We start from the raw sequence: 14,037 nt of genomic DNA, 5'->3' as shown, positions 1-14,037 counted from the left end.
GCGTCGAGCCGACCTATCACCTGATCGTTGACGAGCACGCCCAGGTGAGCGAGGACACCAACCCTCCCACGGCGACCACTACTCGAGGTGCGGCCCGCGCTGCGGCCGCCCAGGACGTCATCACCGACGTCCCCGCTCCCACGGAAGCTGCGCCGCCTGCAGTCGCACCGTCGCCCGCTCCTGCAGTCGCCGCCGAACCGGCTCCTGCAGTCGATGTGCCGCCGCGGCCGCCGCTGCCCACACCGACCGCAGCGCCGGCCCCCACGGTCGCACCAGAGGCCACAGGAGCGGCCGCCTGGACCACAGAGGCTCCCGTTACCCGTCGCGAGGTGCGCACATCGTTCCTCACCCAGGAGCAGATCGAGAAGCCCGCAACGACGGGCATTCGCGGGGCGCTCACCCGTGCCGGCATCCGCATGCCTCCCAGTGATGCGGAGCGCGCCGTGCGCGCCGACGAGCGCGCCGTGAGCCAGCACTGGCCTGGCCCGCGCACCATCGCTGTCGTCAACGGCAAGGGTGGCGCCGGCAAGACGCCCGCGACCATCCTCCTGAGCGCGACTTTCGCGCGCTACGGCGGCGCAGGCGTTCTCGCCTGGGACAACAACCAGACCCGTGGCACGCTCGGCTGGCGCACCGAACAGGGTCCGCACGCCAGCACGCTGCTCGACCTCCTGCCCCACGCCGAACGGCTGCTCGGCACGGGCGCACAGGCGGCCGACCTCGCCCACTTCGTGCACCACCAGACCAGCGACCGCTTCGACGTGCTGCGCTCCAATCCCACCGCCCGAGCAAACGAACAGCGCATCACGCCGACCGACGTCGACGCGATCCACGCCGTCGCCGCGAAGTACTACCGGCTCATCTTCATCGACAGCGGGAACGATGAGAGCGACCCGATGTGGCTGCGCATGATCGACCTGGCCGACCAGCTCGTCGTCTCCACCACGACCCGAGACGATCACGCGGAAGCCGGCGCACTGCTCCTGGAGGACCTAGCTACACGTGACGCACGCTCCGCCCGTCTCGCGCGGGATGCCGTCACCGTCATCACCCAGGCCGATCCCAAGGCCACCCGTGCCGACATGCAGCACGTCGCCAACGGATACAGCGCCCTCACTCGCGCCGCGGTGATGATCCCGCACGATTCTGCCCTCGTCGACGGCCAGATCACCTACGAGAGCCTGCGGCCCGCCACGCAGCGCGCATGGCTCGCCGCGGGCGCTGCCGTCGCCGGAGGCCTCAACGGAACGCCGCGCGAATGACCGAAGCTCAGAAGGTCGGGACGTGGCCCCGCATCCAGGTCGAGATTCGATCCGAGGCCCAGCACGTCACTGCGGTGCTCCGCATCAACGGCGCACCGCAGGGCTGCGCCTCTCCGACCGTGGAGGGCATGCGAGCCGGCATCATCGCGCGCTGCGCCGCCCTCGCAGACACTCTCTCGCGACCCGTCGCGGTCGACGTCGACGAGGCCGGACAGCGCTACCGCATCGCCGTGCGGCCCAGCGGCGTCGTCCAGCCGATCGACGCCGGCAACACGATCGCGGATGCCTCCCGGCTGACCCCCGTCAACGGCCCGTGCCGACAGTGCCAGCAGCTCGTCGTCGTCACCGCCGCCACGTGCGGCGCATGCGGCATCGAACAGCCGTTGCGCGTGGAGCTCAGCGACACTCCCCCACGCTCACCCGTTTCTCCACCCCCGGCGACTCAGGCCACCGTGCCCGCCGCGGTTGCCCCGGAATACCGCCGCACAGCCGCGCCGCTGCCCGAGGTCGACGAGCACACCGTGTTAGTCCGCGCACCGCGGCCGCAGCTCATCGTGCAGCTCGACAGCGGCGAGACGATCACGACACCGGCTCCGGCCGCTCTCGGCCGCAACCCCGACGCGATCGACGGGCACACTCCCGTGAAGCTCCCCAGCCCCGGCCGCGAAGTCTCGCGCACCCACGCACTCGTCGACGTCGACGACGCCGGCAGGCTCATCGTCACCGACCACGGCTCCAGCAACGGCACATACGTCGACGGCCAAGCCCTGTCGCCCCACACGCCAACGATCATCGCCGCCAGCGCACGTCTCCAGCTCGGAGACACCACAGTGCAGCTCCAGAGCCGCACCGGCCGCGAACAACCCTCAACCCAAGGTTGACCCCCCGGCGTGTCACTCTGACGTTAACCATTGGCATAGAACTACGCTCGCTCACATGGCCCCTCGTCGACGTCCTCGCGGCTCACTGGTAGACCCAGTGCCGCTCGGCTACGTCGTCGAGCGCAGCGCGAAAGAACGGCTTGACCGCCTCGCGGATCAAGCAGCTGTCTCGTCGGCCGTGATGTTCGAGCACATCATCGAGCACCTGGAGCTGACCAGTCGCGGCCTGCCCGTGACCTGGCCAGAGCAGGAGCTTCACGACGGGGAGCTGCCTATCGACGCCGCTTAACGAGATGAGGCCCGCCAGGGGCGGGCCTCGAAACTCGAAGTGCCTCATCTGTCGAAGTTTGGCGACAGGAACAGATGAAGGCGATGTGAGGAAGAACCGGCCGGGAGCCGGGGCTTCGTTGTACCTACCCATGCCAGGAAGGTGACTTCATCATAACGCCCAACGCCGCCTTTTTCCACGCGCAATCGGCTCCGACACGCCGCGACGTGTCCCCCAAACGGCCGACAGGCCCCGATGCGCCCGCACACCGCCGACAGACCGTCGATCGGCCACCGGCCCCACGGGGAGGCCGCGGCCCGCGCAGCCGCGGCCGAGGACTCATGCTCACGCCCCCGGAGGGCGTCTACGCCGCCGTGCCGGTCTGCCGGCCCGCCGACTGGCTGCACGCCGTGGAGTTCGCTCTGACCCTCCCCAGCGTGGAGTCCCTACGCCGCCGTCTGCGCGTCGCAGGCCCCAGCACGGTACTTTCAGCCGCCCGCCAATGGGCGGCCGCCGCAGACCGCTCCACAGGCCGCGACGTCGCCATTTCCCACGCCACCGTCGCTGAGCGCATCGGCTACGCCGAAGCGACCGTCAAGCGCATCATGCGCTTCCTCTCGCGGCTCGGCCTCGTCGTCGAGTGCGCCCGCGGCCGCAATCGCCTCTCCCTCGACGAGCTGGCCGAGGCCCGCGCGCTCGGCGCAGAGCACCAGCGCGCGGCCGCCTCCACACGAGCGCTCACGATCCCTCACTCTGTGGACGGCACCCCCCTACCCCTCTCGGGACCAGTTAACGAAACCTCTCCCGTTACAGAGAACTCACCAAAGCGCGCCCGAGGCGCGCGAAAGGCCGGCGCTCCGCGCCGACCAGCTACGACAGGAGTGGTTGAAACGGCTGAGGCCCAGCCTCGTTGGCCGTTCGCGGTCCAGCAGTTCGCCGCGCAGCTCGTCGACCGGCTGCCCCGGCTCCTGCGCACCCCCCGCGCGCAGCCGCAGCGCGTCTACGTGCGAACACCGGACGGCCGCAACGACGCCGTGTGGATCGGCGGCCGCCACATCGGCCAGGTATGCGCCGCGATCGCCAGGCATCGCCTCGTCGAGCGCGGCTGGACCGCACACCAGGTCCTCGAACACGTCGACCGCTACCGGGCCGGCATGCGGGCCGACGTCGAGCCGGCCGAGCAGCGCGATCCGCTCGCCTGGCTGTTCTGGCTCATCGGCCAGACGATCGCCGTCGACGAGCTGGCACCCCGCGCTCGAGCGGAAGCGGAGCGCGAGCGCAACCGTGTCGAGTCCGCAGCTCGACGCGCTGCGGACGCCGAGCTACGCGAGCGCATCGCGGCCCAACAGCCCGAAATCGACGCGATCCTGGCGCGAATGCACCGCCAGTTCCCACGCACCCCGAAGGTGCGCCGGCCCAAAGCCTGACCCGCCCCACACCGAGCGGCCACCTGACCACCTGTGGACGACCCGAGCTACCGCCGGGCTCCATTCGCCCACAAGGATGGACAGCTGCCCTCAACACCAGGGGGACGGCCTGCCGGCCGCAGATCCTTCGCGCCCTGCGGGGCGCCGTTTTTTACCGTGAAGCCTGCGGCAGTCTACGGTCGGCCACGCTCCGCGCAAGCCCCGCGAGCGGGGCCGGCTCCCCCGAGACTTTCCGGCACGCGGTCGCTGCGCTCCCTCACATCGCACCGGAAACTCTCTCCCCCACCGCACTCCGTGTTGACGCTGCGCACGTCCTCCCTGACCGGCACGTTCGTGCCTTCACGGCAAAAAAACGTGGAGGGGAAAGGGATGAACATGACCACCACGACCACGCCCGGAACCATCGAGCACATCGACCCCCAGACCATCGACGTGGCCACGAACGTGCGCACCGAAGCGACTCTCGGGAAGGAGTTCGTCGACAGCATCCGCGCAAACGGCGTCCTCCAGCCCGTCGTCGCCTACCGCGACAGCGAGGGCGTGCACGTCCGCTACGGCCAGCGCCGCACCCTCGCCGCCCAAATGGTCGGCCTCGCGACGATGCCCGTCTACGTCGTCGACGTCGACGACACGGACACCGCCCAGCGCATCATCGAGCAGCTGGTCGAGAACGACCAGCGCGAAGCACTCGGAGAGGGCGACCGACTCGACGCCTGGCGGCAGTTGGAGTTGGAAGGACTCAGCGCCACGCAGATCGCGAAGCGCACCGGCACCAAGCGCGACACGATCAAGACCGGCCTGACCGTCGCTTCCAGCGACACCGGCACCCGGCTCGTCGCGGAGGTCGGACTGACCCTCGACCAGGCCGCGACGCTGATCGAGTTCGAGGACGACCCCCAGGCCGTCGCTGACCTCACCGAGATTGCCGGGAGCCAGCCCGACTACTTCCCCGTCGCCGTCCAGCGCGCCCGCAACGAGCGAGCCGCCGCCGTGCTCCGCGAGAAGGTCGAGGCGCAAGTAGCGGCCAAGGGGCACCGCATCCTGTCGTCCTCCCCGGGCTGGGAGGATGCCACCCCCTACCGTCTGCACCAGGTGACCGACGAAGGCGGGAACCGGATCACCAGCGACTACGTGGAGGGCAAGCCCGGGATCGCGGCGCACGTCCGCGCGTGGGACGCCGAGCAGTTCGAGGTGACGTACTACGTTGACGACCTCGACGCGGCAGGACTGATCCTCCGCCCCGGTGCCACCAGCGGCGCGGCCAAAGGCCCGATGACCGACGAACAGAAGGCCGAGCGCAAGACGCTCATCGCCAACAACAAGGAATGGGACGCCGCTGAGTCGGTCCGGCGCGAGTGGGTCGCGACGTTCCTGGCCCGCAAGACCATGCCGAAGGACGCGATGAGCGTGGTCGCAACGCTCCTGGCCACCGGAGGCTATGATCTCGGCCAGTCCATCGGACACGGCAACAGCCAGGCGCAAGAATTCCTCGGCATCGAGCGCGGCTACGGCGACAAGATCGCCGAATACCTCACCGCGCACCCGACCCGCGCCGCGCACGTCGCCGTCGCGATCGTCCTCGGCGGCATAGAACAGCAGACCAGCCGCGACACCTGGCGCTCCCCCCGCCCCGAGAAGGCGGCGTACTTCCAGACGCTCCAGGCCTGGGGATACCCGCTGTCGCCCGTCGAGAAGATCGCCGCAATGCTCACCGACGAGAACTAATAGAGGCAATATCCCCATAAGAGCCAGCCGCCCCGCGCCACAGCGCGGGGCAATGCTGTGCCGCCACGGAGGCCGGCCCAGCAACCGGGCCGCCGACAGAGGCCGGCCCGGACTGAGACGACGGCGCTGCGCGCCGACTGTTCACGAGCGCGCATACGCGCGTCGTTTTTGGCCTTGAAGCCTGCGGCAGTCTACGGTCGGCCACCCTCCACGCAAGCCCCGCTGCGCGGGGCCGGCTCCCCCGAGATTTTCGGGCGCGCGGTCGCTGCGCTCCCTCTCATCGCACCCGAAATTCTCTCCGCCACCGCCCTACGGGTTGTCGCTCCAGGCGGCACTCCCTGACAGGCACTACGTGCCTTCAAGGCAAAAAAACGAGGTGGAGAGAGGAACCAAGCATGCTGAGCATCACGCACACGCACGAGGCCGGAACGATCATCGAGGGCACCGCCAAGGGCGACGGGTCCGCCGCGATCTTGAAGGAGAACCGCTGGCGCTGGGGCCGGAGCATCGGCGCGTGGTACGTCCCGAACAGCCGCGACCGTCTCCCCCAGCACCACATCATCACCCGCACCGCCGCAGCCCTGGAGGCGGCAGGGTTCGAGTTGGCACCGCTGGAAATCGACCGCACGACCCGCAGCACCGCAGAAGTCGAGGCCGGGAGAATCGCCCGCCAGGCTGACCGCGTGGCCGCGCTCGACGCCAAGGCCGACCGGAAGGCCACGAACTCGGATGCCGCATGGAACAAGCACCTGAGCGACGTCGCACGCCTGCCCGAGGGCGGCGAGCCGATCAAGGTCGGTCACCACTCCGAAGGCCGCCACCGCCGCGCGATCGACAAGGCCCACAACAGCATGCGCCGCAGCATCGACGCCCACCACGACGCCGAGGAAGCCGCCCGCCGCGCCGAGGCCGCCGCACACACCACGGATGCCCGCTACAACCCCGTGACCGTCGCCAACCGCATCGAGAAGATCGGCGCGGACATTCGCCGCACCGAGCGCCGGATCATCGCGGACGTGTACGACCCCGAGACGGGATACCGGCCCGCTACCGACGAGCAGAAGGCCAAGCGAGCAGCCGCCTACGCGCCGCAGCTCGACGAGCTGCGCGACCAGCTCGCCTACTGGGAGCGGGTGCGCGCCGACCAGATCGCCACGGGACGCGCGACCGGATACAGCCGCGACAGCATCGCCAAGGGCGACGCGGTGAAGGTCCGCGGCTACTGGCACAAAGTCGCCCGGGTGAACGCCAAGACGGTCAGCGTCGAAACCGCCTACAGCTGGACCGATCGCGTCACCTACGCCGAGATTCAGGACCACCGCCCCGCCGAGCAGATCACCAAGAACTAATAGAGGCATAAGGGATAAGGGAGATACGACCATGGACACGACCACCGCCACCCCCGCCGCTCAGACCGTCGAGCCAGGAACACCGCTGCACTGGTTCCTGGAGGTCTGGAGCGGCGACGCCGCCGCCGACATCGCCAAGGCGCTCACCTGCACCGAGGCCGACGCCCTCGCCGGTCTGCTGCGCTCCTGCGGCCGCACCGCGGCCGCGCTCGAATGGATCAACGCCCACGCACGGAGCGACGAGGAAGGCGACGCGCACCATCGCACGCCCGCCGAGACGCTGCGCGCCGAGTTTGACGAGCTCGCGGCATCCGTCCCCGGCCTCGACCTCTGCGAAGAGGACCCCGAGACGTTCGGATACGGGCACCTGGTGTTCTACAAGCAGAACGAGGACGCCCGAATCGGGTTCACCGAAATCTGCGACCGGCCCAGCGACGACCCCGAGCGCGAAGTCACCGGATACGAGTGGCGAGCCGACCGGCGCGACGCAGACGGCGTGACCGTGGTCACCGCATCCGGCAGCGCCACCCTCGACGACCTCGACACCATCACCGCAGCCGCGTGGACGTGGGCGACCCAATAGGCCGCCCCAGCCGTGCCCTCCGGGGCACGGCGCGAGGGGAGCAACCCCCTCACACTCCCCCGGCGCCGCTGCGCGTCGGTGTGCGCTCCCCTACGGGTCGCCGGCATTCATCGGGCTCCGGGCATCGTTCCTGACGCTCCATCATTGCCGCCGCGGTCCTCCACACAAGCCCCTCCGGGGCCGCCTCCTCCGAGATTCTCGCCACGCGGTCGCTACGCTCCCTCACATCGCGACGAAATTCTCTCCCCCACCGCCTGCGGTTGTGTTCCGGCCCTGCTGCTGCGGCACTGCTCCGCTTATCAGGAACGAGCCAGCGAATTGATCGAGAGAGGAAGAGGGACATGATCGAGAACGAGCTGACGGTGTACAGCAAGCCGAGCTGCGTGCAGTGCAACGCGACGTACCGGGCACTCGACGCCAAGGGCATTCCCTACCGAGTCGTGGACCTCAGCCAGGACGACGCGGCGCTGGAGTACGTGAAAGACCTCGGATACGCACAGGCTCCCGTGGTCGTCGTCGACGATCAGGACCACTGGGCAGGCTTCAACCCCATCGAAATCGACCGTATCGCCGCACACATGGGATGACCGATGAGCGAAGAGCAGCAGGACGAGCGGGGCCCCGTGTCGTGGGAAGCGTTCAATTGGATGCGCCAAGAGATCCCCCGACTGCAGGGCGAGGTCGAGCAGCTGCGTCGCGACGTCGAGTTCTGGCAGCAGCAGACGAATCACTGGTACATGAAGGCCAATTACACCCCCGAGCAGATCGCAGAGTTCCAGCGCCGCCGCTCGCTCGAGCAGTGACCGCTTGACCATAATAGAGGCATTAGGTACAATAGAGACATAGACCAAGACCCGCGGAAACTTGCGGATTGTCAGCCCGATAAATAGAGGCATTAGGTACAGGAGGACAGCATGAGCATCGAGAACTACTTCGGCAGCGTGATCCACAGCCGCACTCGCGAGGACGCACTAGCGGACGGCGATCTGGTCGACGCGGGCGACATGGCGCGCGAAGCCCGGTTCCGCATCCCGGTCGCGCTCACTCGTGCCGCGTGGGCCGAGGCGGTCACCTGGGACGAGGACAGGCCCGAGCCGCAGGACGAGGACGGCCGACTGTGGGACGTGCTCTACATGGCCGGCATCGCCGCGGGCAACGCCCCGGGCGGCGATCGCGTCACCTTCCGCGTGTTCCGCATCCCGAACGAGGATCGAGGCCGGCAGTGGAACGAGGCAGAGCTGATCGAGCTGGCGCTGCACATCGGCCCCGGCGACGAAGGCGAGCCCGTCGTGACGATCATGCTCCCGCGCGAGGACTGAGCAGGAATCCCGGCATTCCCCCTAATAGAGGCATAAGGTACAATGGAGGTACAGAAGATGAAGGAGCTGATCGTGACGAAGCTGGCAGAGCTGCGGGAGGGGGACGTGTTGACAGCCCTCGACGGCAAGCCCTACGCCAAGCCCCTCACCGTCGCCAATGAGCTAGGACCAATCACGACCGGTAGCCCCGTGCGCGGCGTCCGGTTCGAGCCGCCCACCGGCTCCGGCATCGAGTGGGTGTTCTACCCCGGCCAGATGGACGGGCACCGCATGACCATCAACCGCTACGGGCTCTGAACCCGTTGCAAACCGGTACTAATACCGGCATTATCCCCAACACAGAGAGAAAGGAAATGCTCACCATGAGCTACATCACCCGCACCGGAAATCTCGCCGCGACTCCCGTCCTGCGCGAGAACGACAAGGGCAAGCCGTACACCTACGCCCGCGTGCTCGTGACCGATCGCATCCGCAAGGACGACGGCAACTACGAGGACGGCGGCACGATCGGCTACGACGTGGCCGTGCAGGGCAACCAGGCGGTGAACCTCGTGGAGGCCGCGGAGCGCTCCGGCAACATCCGCATCACATTCGCGGGGGAGTACCGCACGACCGTCTACCGTCCCGAGGGTGGCGAAGAGCGCATCCAGCACGAGGTCCGGGCCGATGAGGTCGGCGTGAGCCTGCACCTCCAGTCCGTGACCGTGGAGCGCAGCGGCACAACCGAGTGACCGCGCCCAGGAGGGGAGTGCCCCGAGTGCTCCCCTCCTTTCCTCATACCCAATAGAGGCATTGTCACTAATGGGGATACACTCAGAACATACGACCCGGGAGGAACCCGTGACTGACACCAACCAGCGCGAAGCAGTGATGCTGACCGCCTGCAACCAGAAGGGCGGCGTCGGGAAGTCGACGACCGTCTTCCATCTGACCCGGGCGGCCGTGCTCGCCGGCCTGCGCGTGCTCGTCGTCGACAGCGACCCGCAGGGCAACATCACCAGCGTCCTGACCGAGGACGTCGGAGAGACGGAGCCGGGGCTGGCCGACGTGCTCAGCGAGTACACGCCCGACACCATCGCAGACGTCATCGTGCCGGGAATCTGGGAAGGGCTCGACGTCGTGCCAACGACGGGGGAGACGCTCGGTGTGGTCCGCGATCAGCTCGTGGTCGCTGGAGCCGCCCGTGAGGGACGGCTGAGTCGTGCCCTGGAGGCTGTGCGCGGCGACTACGACCTCATCCTGATCGACTGTGGCCCGAACCTCGACCAGCTCGTCATCAACGCGCTCACGGCCGCTGACGGCGCGCTCGTGGTCACGCAGACGAAGCTCTGGAGCGCCAACGGGCTCGCGAAACTGCTCGACACGATCACGCAGGTGCAGCAGAGCTACAACCCCCGGCTGCGCGTCGCGGGCGTCGTGCTCAACCAGCACGAGTCCCGAACGGTTGGCGGCGGACACTGGGCCAGCGAAATCGAGGCGGCCGCCGAGGCGCGTGGCCTCCCGCTGCTCACTCCGCCCGTGCCGAAGCGCCAGGCGATCGCAGATGCCACCGAGGAATCGATCGGGCTCGACGAGGGCGACGCCGACTCGCGTGAGCTCGCAGCGATCTACGACGGATACCTCACGCAGCTCACCGGAAGGAACTAAGCACATGGCCGCGAAGCGAACCGAGCGCCGCACGTCCGCGCTCAGCGGGCAGACGCCCGTCAACACCCAGGCAGTGCCGGCGGCACAGCCGACTCCGGCGCCGGCTGCAGTCGCACCCGCAGCACCCGCCCCGACGCCGACGAAGGCCGGGGGAGTGGCAGCGAAGAAGCCGACGCGCACGAAGATGAACTACTACGCGGACAGCGACCAGGACGGCCGCATCCGCGCCGCGTTCTACGCCGGTCGCGACAAGTACCGCTGGCGGAACATGACCGACATGCAGCTGCACGGCGTGATGGGCCTCGTCGAGTCGCTGGAGCGTGAATTCAACGACGGCGAGCACTTCGAGCCGATGCCTCCCGGCACCGGTCCCGTGGGCCGGCCCCTGGAATGAAGCGTGCCGCGGCCGCGGTCGCGGCCGCCGTGGCGGTCATCCTCACCGGCTGTGCCGCCGACGTCGACGAGCTGCGCGTGACCATCGACGGTGTGACGATCACCGCCGAACAAGCAACGAGCACCGACGCGCAGCGCGAAGGGCTCAGCGGGCGGGACAGCGTGCCGGACGGCACCGGCATGTGGTTCCCGCTCGAGCCCGCACAGCGCACAGAGGTCTGGATGCGGGACACCCGCGTACCGCTCGACGTCGTATGGATCCGCGACGGGCGCGTGACGGGCGTTGTGACGCTCCAGCCGTGCTCCACCGACCCATGCCCCCGAGAACCATCCCCAGGGATCGTAGATGCGATCCTCGAAGCCCCCGCGGGCACTTTCGCGCAGACGACAGTGGGCGCCGCAGTAGAACGAAGGAGCACCGATGAGTGAGAACCTGATCGACCCCGCAGACCCGGAGTACGAGCTGAAAGTAGCCGAGGCGTTCCAGCGCACGGTCAACGGGGCTCACGAGGGCGATGACCTCCCGGTGCAGATCACCGTGCGCCAGGCAATGAAGATCGCGGCAATCATGGGAGCTGTCGCCCGCGGCCACTCCGGCTACACCGACGCGCTGCGCGATGCCTCCTGGTTCCTTGACGCCGTGGTGGCTGAGAGCCGGCCCGACATGATCGTTTCGCGATCGTCGGCCGAGCTGTGGGCCGTCGTCGACGCCTGGCCCTGGCCCCGACCCGGCAAGCCGAAGGACAACGCTGAGTAGGCCCCCCTCAGCGTCCGATGTTCCCGGGACGATGTCTCAGTGGGAACGAACAAGCGCTACCCGCACCTGGCGGCGCAGAGGGGCGAAGAGCGCGAGCTGCGCGAGGCGCGCAAGCGTGGGCCGCTGCGCACCCTCAATCGCGTCCAGCTGCGATTGCATGCGCAGCCCCTCACGATCGTTCCCGAGCAGCTGACGATATGGGGACATGCGTGGCTCCAGTTCGGGGACACCAACGTGCGGTGCGTCGTCCAGGTGAAGCGCTGGACAGCCGACGCCGTGGGCGTGCAAGTGACGATCGACGGTGAGACGTTGCGGTGCTGGATATGGCAGGGAGCATGCCAGCGCATCTCCGACCCGACCGACGTCTGGTGACCTTGCCGCGAAGGTTCCCCGCAAGTTGCTTTCGGCAGACGGTTTCGCTGTCCATCGCGCTAGACGTGGGGATGTCCGCCTCGCCGGGTTAGTGGACGGCTCCGAGTTCAATGCAGAGAACCCCACCGACGATGAGGACGATGCCGAGGCCCATCAGCCAGGTGAAGGGCTCTTTGAAGAGGAACTTGCTGAGGATGGCGGTGAGTGCGACGCCGGATGCGGCCCAGATGCCATAGGCGACGCCGAGCGCCATGCCGCCGGCGAGGGCGAGGCTGAGCATGACGAACGCGAGGACGTAGCCCACAGCCACGCCGACATACCAGCGCTTCTTGTCGACGGCCATACGCAGGGAGAGCGTGCCGACGACCTCGAAGACGATTGCGCCGATGAGGAACAGCCAGACCATCACGCGACCTCTGCCTTCTTCTTGTGACCGGCCTGTGCGCCGAGTTCGACGCACAGCACTCCGGCGATGACGACGACGATGCCGATGCCCATCAAGAGCGTGAGCGGTTCGCCAAAGATGATGAGGGAGAGAAGCGCCGTGAGCGCGACCCCGGATGCTCCCCAAATGCCGTAGGCGACGCCGAGGGCCATGCCGGTGCGAAGCACGAGGCTGAGGAACACGAACGCGCCGATGTAGCCGGCAGCGACGAGCGCATAGAGGGCGGGCGCGTCGAGCGCACCTTTGAGGGACAGCGAGCCGGTGACCTCGGCGGCGATCGCGCCGACGAGGAACAGCCAGCCCTTGGCTTTGCTTGTCACTGGGGGTCTCCTTCATTCACGAGTTGCAGGGCGATCGCGCGTAGGACAGATCGTTCGTCGTCGCGGACGGTGGGGATGCCGAGCGCGGCGTTGAACCAGGCACCGTCGGCCAGCAGGCGGGCGGCGCGAAGTGATGCGCGGCTCGCCGGGTCAGTGTCGATGTCGCTGCCGAGCCACGGGGTGAGGCGTTCCGCCCACAGAGCAGACAACCGCTCGCGCAGGTTCACGTCCGCGAGCAGGGCGAGATCGCTGGAGTCGAAGTCGCCATTGAGTGCGTAGTCGACGTACGCGCGCAGCTTGTCGATCGGCTCGGCATCCGCCGAGGCCCGAGTATGCAGATCCGCTTCCCAGCGGTCGATGATGCGGTTCACGACTGCGACAGTGAGAACTTCTTTCGTGCCGAAATGGTGGACCACCCCGGGCTTCGTCAACCCCGCCTCGCGAGCGACTGCATCGAGGGTGAGGGCATCGCCGCGGCGAAGGACTTCAACTGCGTGATCGAGAAGTTCGATTTTGTTTGGCACAGTTCAAACATACCTACCCTACGTATGGTAAGTCAAATCGATTGCGGGCTCAGCCGTAAACGATCGTTTTCGGCGGCCTCGTCGACGTCGACGACCAGGTGCACGACACGCCGAGGAACGATCCGCCGAAACCCCCTGCCGAAACCGAATCACGCCGGAACATCGGCAGTACCGTTTTCGGCATGGCACACGAAGTCGGCTACGCCCGAGTCTCCAAGCGCGAGCAGAACCCGGACGCGCAGGAGGCCGAGCTGCGGGCGGCCGGCTGCGAACGTGTGTTCGTCGACCACGGCGAGTCCAGCCGCGTCGCAGACCGCCCCCAGTGGCTTGCCTGCCTCAACTACCTCCGGCCGGGGGACACCCTCAAAGTGCGCCGGCTCGACCGCCTCGCCGGCAGTGAGCGCATCCTGATCGAGACGTTGCAGGACCTCGACGCCCGACAGGTGAACATCGTCAGCCTCACCGAGCCGATGATCGACACCACGACACCGATGGGCCGCGCCCTGTACGGCATCGTGGCCGTGTTCGCGCAGCTCCGCGTCGACACGATCCGCGAGAACACGACCCGCGGCCTCGACTACGCCCGCAGCCAGGGCCGCGTCGGCGGCCGCCCGAGCGTGATGACGCCCGAACGGATTGCGACGGCAGAGCGCATGCGCGCCGAGCAGCAGAGCTGGGAAAGCATCGCCCGCGTGCTCGGAGTCGGTGCCACGAGTGTTCGCCGTGCGCTCAACCCCTAGCCCTTTCAAGGCATCCTTTATAGAA

General features: G+C 68.1%; 21 protein-coding genes. 17 read left to right on the top strand and 4 right to left on the bottom strand.

What is annotated here, in order from left to right:
* Positions 1 to 1,262: MinD/ParA family ATP-binding protein (locus MRBLMX7_RS18700; RefSeq protein ID WP_363371101.1), on the top strand; the 1,262-nt coding region annotated here is incomplete at its 5' end.
* Positions 1,259 to 2,143 carry an FHA domain-containing protein gene (locus MRBLMX7_RS18695; RefSeq protein WP_363371098.1) on the top strand — a complete coding sequence of 295 codons (885 nt, stop codon included), beginning with the start codon at positions 1,259 to 1,261 and terminating at the stop codon, positions 2,141 to 2,143. The genes MRBLMX7_RS18700 and MRBLMX7_RS18695, both read left to right, overlap by 4 nt.
* An 82-nt stretch (positions 2,144 to 2,225) precedes the next feature.
* On the opposite strand, the gene MRBLMX7_RS18690 is transcribed toward MRBLMX7_RS18695, so the two are convergent.
* Positions 2,226 to 2,402, bottom strand: a complete 177-nt coding sequence (locus tag MRBLMX7_RS18690) for a hypothetical protein (RefSeq protein WP_260026584.1) — start codon at positions 2,400 to 2,402, stop codon at positions 2,226 to 2,228.
* 350 nt (positions 2,403 to 2,752) lie between these two features.
* Here MRBLMX7_RS18690 and MRBLMX7_RS18685 point away from each other — a divergent pair, with 350 nt between their 5' ends.
* The 14 genes from MRBLMX7_RS18685 (at position 2,753) to MRBLMX7_RS18620 (ending at position 11,983) form a co-directional block, all read left to right on the top strand.
* Positions 2,753 to 3,838 carry a hypothetical protein gene (locus MRBLMX7_RS18685; protein ID WP_363371095.1) on the top strand — a complete coding sequence of 362 codons (1,086 nt, stop codon included), beginning with the start codon at positions 2,753 to 2,755 and terminating at the stop codon, positions 3,836 to 3,838.
* Between the two features lie 369 nt (positions 3,839 to 4,207).
* A complete protein-coding gene (locus MRBLMX7_RS18680; RefSeq protein WP_363371093.1) occupies positions 4,208 to 5,563 on the top strand; it encodes a ParB/RepB/Spo0J family partition protein in 1,356 nt (451 codons plus the stop codon).
* Positions 5,564 to 5,958: 395 nt separating this feature from the next.
* Positions 5,959 to 6,912, top strand: coding sequence for a DUF3560 domain-containing protein (locus MRBLMX7_RS18675; RefSeq protein ID WP_363371091.1), 954 nt, complete (start codon positions 5,959 to 5,961; stop codon positions 6,910 to 6,912).
* 31 nt (positions 6,913 to 6,943) lie between these two features.
* Entirely contained in the window at positions 6,944 to 7,495 is a 552-nt protein-coding gene (locus MRBLMX7_RS18670) for a hypothetical protein (protein ID WP_363371088.1), read from the top strand.
* A 341-nt stretch (positions 7,496 to 7,836) separates the two neighbouring features.
* Entirely contained in the window at positions 7,837 to 8,082 is a 246-nt protein-coding gene (gene nrdH, locus MRBLMX7_RS18665; protein WP_179516453.1) for a glutaredoxin-like protein NrdH, read from the top strand.
* 3 nt (positions 8,083 to 8,085) lie between these two features.
* Complete coding sequence (locus MRBLMX7_RS18660; RefSeq protein WP_259955023.1) at positions 8,086 to 8,298, top strand: hypothetical protein; 213 nt, start codon at positions 8,086 to 8,088, stop codon at positions 8,296 to 8,298.
* Between the two features lie 111 nt (positions 8,299 to 8,409).
* Positions 8,410 to 8,814 (top strand): DUF6573 family protein, encoded by a 405-nt coding sequence (locus MRBLMX7_RS18655; protein ID WP_363371084.1) that lies wholly within the window; start codon positions 8,410 to 8,412, stop codon positions 8,812 to 8,814.
* Between the two features lie 72 nt (positions 8,815 to 8,886).
* Positions 8,887 to 9,111, top strand: coding sequence for a hypothetical protein (locus tag MRBLMX7_RS18650; protein WP_363371083.1), 225 nt, complete (start codon positions 8,887 to 8,889; stop codon positions 9,109 to 9,111).
* A 65-nt stretch (positions 9,112 to 9,176) separates the two neighbouring features.
* A complete protein-coding gene (locus MRBLMX7_RS18645; protein ID WP_363371082.1) occupies positions 9,177 to 9,545 on the top strand; it encodes a single-stranded DNA-binding protein in 369 nt (122 codons plus the stop codon).
* Between the two features lie 109 nt (positions 9,546 to 9,654).
* Positions 9,655 to 10,461 (top strand): ParA family protein, encoded by an 807-nt coding sequence (locus MRBLMX7_RS18640; protein WP_363371081.1) that lies wholly within the window; start codon positions 9,655 to 9,657, stop codon positions 10,459 to 10,461.
* 4 nt (positions 10,462 to 10,465) lie between these two features.
* The gene (locus tag MRBLMX7_RS18635) at positions 10,466 to 10,855 is read left to right on the top strand and encodes a hypothetical protein (RefSeq protein ID WP_127913491.1); all 390 of its coding nucleotides are present in this window, start codon (positions 10,466 to 10,468) and stop codon (positions 10,853 to 10,855) included.
* A gap of 29 nt (positions 10,856 to 10,884) precedes the next feature.
* Positions 10,885 to 11,283 carry a DUF192 domain-containing protein gene (locus MRBLMX7_RS18630; RefSeq protein ID WP_363371078.1) on the top strand — a complete coding sequence of 133 codons (399 nt, stop codon included), beginning with the start codon at positions 10,885 to 10,887 and terminating at the stop codon, positions 11,281 to 11,283.
* Positions 11,276 to 11,611, top strand: a complete 336-nt coding sequence (locus MRBLMX7_RS18625; RefSeq protein WP_088478640.1) for a hypothetical protein — start codon at positions 11,276 to 11,278, stop codon at positions 11,609 to 11,611. The genes MRBLMX7_RS18630 and MRBLMX7_RS18625 overlap by 8 nt, the downstream gene beginning before the upstream one ends.
* 39 nt (positions 11,612 to 11,650) lie before the next feature.
* The gene (locus MRBLMX7_RS18620; protein WP_363371075.1) at positions 11,651 to 11,983 is read left to right on the top strand and encodes a hypothetical protein; all 333 of its coding nucleotides are present in this window, start codon (positions 11,651 to 11,653) and stop codon (positions 11,981 to 11,983) included.
* A gap of 88 nt (positions 11,984 to 12,071) precedes the next feature.
* Here the strand turns inward: MRBLMX7_RS18620 and MRBLMX7_RS18615 are convergent, their stop codons facing one another.
* From MRBLMX7_RS18615 to MRBLMX7_RS18605, 3 genes are read right to left on the bottom strand one after another with little or no spacing between them, the layout of a single operon-like run.
* Positions 12,072 to 12,389 carry a DMT family transporter gene (locus tag MRBLMX7_RS18615; protein ID WP_363371103.1) on the bottom strand — a complete coding sequence of 106 codons (318 nt, stop codon included), beginning with the start codon at positions 12,387 to 12,389 and terminating at the stop codon, positions 12,072 to 12,074.
* Positions 12,389 to 12,748, bottom strand: a complete 360-nt coding sequence (locus MRBLMX7_RS18610; protein WP_363371072.1) for a DMT family transporter — start codon at positions 12,746 to 12,748, stop codon at positions 12,389 to 12,391. Before MRBLMX7_RS18610 ends, MRBLMX7_RS18615 begins: the two co-directional genes overlap by 1 nt.
* A complete protein-coding gene (locus MRBLMX7_RS18605) occupies positions 12,745 to 13,272 on the bottom strand; it encodes a TetR/AcrR family transcriptional regulator (protein ID WP_363371071.1) in 528 nt (175 codons plus the stop codon). The genes MRBLMX7_RS18610 and MRBLMX7_RS18605 overlap by 4 nt, the downstream gene beginning before the upstream one ends.
* A gap of 182 nt (positions 13,273 to 13,454) precedes the next feature.
* Between MRBLMX7_RS18605 and MRBLMX7_RS18600 the strand changes: the two genes are divergently transcribed.
* Positions 13,455 to 14,012 carry a recombinase family protein gene (locus MRBLMX7_RS18600; protein WP_363371069.1) on the top strand — a complete coding sequence of 186 codons (558 nt, stop codon included), beginning with the start codon at positions 13,455 to 13,457 and terminating at the stop codon, positions 14,010 to 14,012.
* Positions 14,013 to 14,037 lie beyond the last annotated feature (25 nt).

Source organism: Microbacterium sp. LMX7-1.2, from assembly GCF_040675935.1.
In the GTDB taxonomy this organism is placed as follows: domain Bacteria; phylum Actinomycetota; class Actinomycetes; order Actinomycetales; family Microbacteriaceae; genus Microbacterium.
Note: the sequence above shows the minus strand (reverse complement) of the source record. Positions and strands in the feature narration are given on the sequence as shown.